3 protein-coding genes are annotated in these 1,964 nt (G+C 41.1%); all 3 read right to left on the bottom strand.

The genetic code is table 11. From position 1 onward, the window contains the following. The coding region (locus tag SD31_RS14250; RefSeq protein ID WP_197053743.1) for a DUF4998 domain-containing protein at positions 1 to 502 on the bottom strand (502 nt) is incomplete at its 3' end. An 11-nt stretch (positions 503 to 513) separates the two neighbouring features. Beyond that, the gene (locus tag SD31_RS14245; protein ID WP_039054601.1) at positions 514 to 1,689 is read right to left on the bottom strand and encodes a DUF5000 domain-containing lipoprotein; all 1,176 of its coding nucleotides are present in this window, start codon (positions 1,687 to 1,689) and stop codon (positions 514 to 516) included. Positions 1,690 to 1,831: 142 nt separating this feature from the next. Further along, on the bottom strand, positions 1,832 to 1,964 hold a 133-nt coding region (locus SD31_RS21460; protein WP_156138391.1), incomplete at its 5' end, for a RagB/SusD family nutrient uptake outer membrane protein.

The following is a 1,964-nucleotide window of genomic DNA, read 5'->3' as shown; positions in this document are numbered from 1 at the left end:
AATCTTCCAATGAGCTTGATGTCACCTGGAAAAGTGCTTTGGAAGATTCGATATATGTGGCGACATCGATCAATCTATTATTTAGACTCTCCCTATATTTATCCCCGTATATTCTACTTGATAGTTCAGTAGGTAGTGATTTGCTATCGCCGTCTGCGGAGGTAGTTACTAGCTCAAATGTCAGGAAGTCCTCCGGCAGGTCAGGCAGTAGTACTTTGAGTTCCTGCCCCACACTGTTGTCCGGTATGGTATATACGACAGAGTCCGTCCTGGATCGCCAATACACGGTCATTGTCTTGGCTTTTGGATCCTTGTTCACAAACAAGAGTTCTGCCCTTTTATCCCCCGGATGGATTTTGACTTCATCTATTCTGGATAGGTAAGTTATTTCTCCTCTTTTCAGATATTCGTCATGGAGGTCATTCATTCTGTCACAGGAGAATAGCATAGCAAAGGCACCCATCCATAGCCATGACATATATTTATTTATAATAGTTCTCATATTCGTTGCATTTATTTTTGAACCTCTCCCCACAAGGTCATTTCCATAACTTGCGTATATTCTGATCCACCCCAGGTATCGATCACATACCAACGTATATAACGAACAGGCGGAATATCCAGTGGAAAATTCCACTCTTCCCCATTGACATGTCCATAATTATAATCATCATCATCAATCTCCCCAAGAGGCTTCCCGGAGGGTTTATAGGATTCAAACTCTCCTAATAATGTCCAGGTAGAAAAATCAGCGTTGACATTCGAATGATTGGATCCCCATATTTGGAATTTCTTGGGATGGGCAAAATTATACAGTAAATTTCTCTCAGGCCGGTTGTTAATCCTGATACGACTCAATTTTGCCGTTTGCCCCATATCAAAGGTATTGTCGTGCGTAAAACTAGCAAAACCAGCAGCGCTTCCGGATATTACATTGTTCCAAAGGTTTTCTATCCGCCAATCGGTACTGGTATAGGCATTGTAGGGTATACCGGGTGGATTCCAACGACTAAATTTGGATTTATCCAACATTTCCTCATAGTACGGATGTGCTTTTATATACAAGGTATCCGAGAAATTGTCCCAACGATCCCTAAAGTATAACCCAAAAAAGCGCTCTTCATCATTATATCCCCGAACATTTGCCACACCTTCTACAGCACTCGAGTAAAATCGGTCAGCTTCTGTCCATTCTTCTTCTCCATATTTATCGGAAGTCGTCAGCACAGTCAGCACGACATCCGCTTTGTGAGGATTCTTCCAATCGATGCGTATACCTCCAAAATCATCCCTAATAGTCACATTCTCTATCATGTCAAATACCGGCGCATCCAAAGGGTGGATATCAACCTTAACGGGGCTGGAGGCGTTTTCGCTTTTATCATAAGCGATCAGTTCAACTTGCTGAGCTTGAGATCTCCCAAAACCAACCAATGTTATTTTTCGATTAAAGACGGATGATTTTTGTTCTTTCGTCTTTCCATTGACTGTATATATCGCTTTGACATAAGAAAAATCTTTATCCGTCGGCACTGTATAACTGATGACACTACCTCCCGGTATATTCTCCACAGAAACTACCGATATCGGCCCCGGTGGAACGTCGTCCATAGCATACTGGCCGATGTAATCTTCACCGCATCCCCAGATTAGGAATGGTAAGATCAGATATATTATATATTTTTTCATATGTGTATAATTTGTTCTTTATTTGCCATATGGAATACTCATATGTGTTTGTCTTTTCGGTGGAATACTCATATGTGTTTGTCTTTTCGGAAACATGAGTATTTCATATTCCTCTCTTTTTATTTTTAATTGAAAACTAATCCTACCATCCCGGATTCTGAAGCAGATTTTTATTGCGTAGTATCTCATCCTGCATGATGGGCCACAATATATCCCGCAATGTATATTGACTGCGGTTGTGTGTAATCACCTGATAGAATTCCTGCGGCGTTTCG

The organism is Sphingobacterium sp. T2 (assembly GCF_000814685.1).
In the GTDB taxonomy this organism is placed as follows: domain Bacteria; phylum Bacteroidota; class Bacteroidia; order Sphingobacteriales; family Sphingobacteriaceae; genus Sphingobacterium; species Sphingobacterium thermophilum.
This window is presented reverse-complemented; position numbering and strand designations above follow the sequence as displayed.

What these genes read in the sequence shown, in the direction of transcription:
- SD31_RS14245 (WP_039054601.1), bottom strand. Translation starts at nt 1,689, where the DNA reads ATGAAAAAATATATAATATATCTGATCTTACCATTCCTAATCTGGGGA.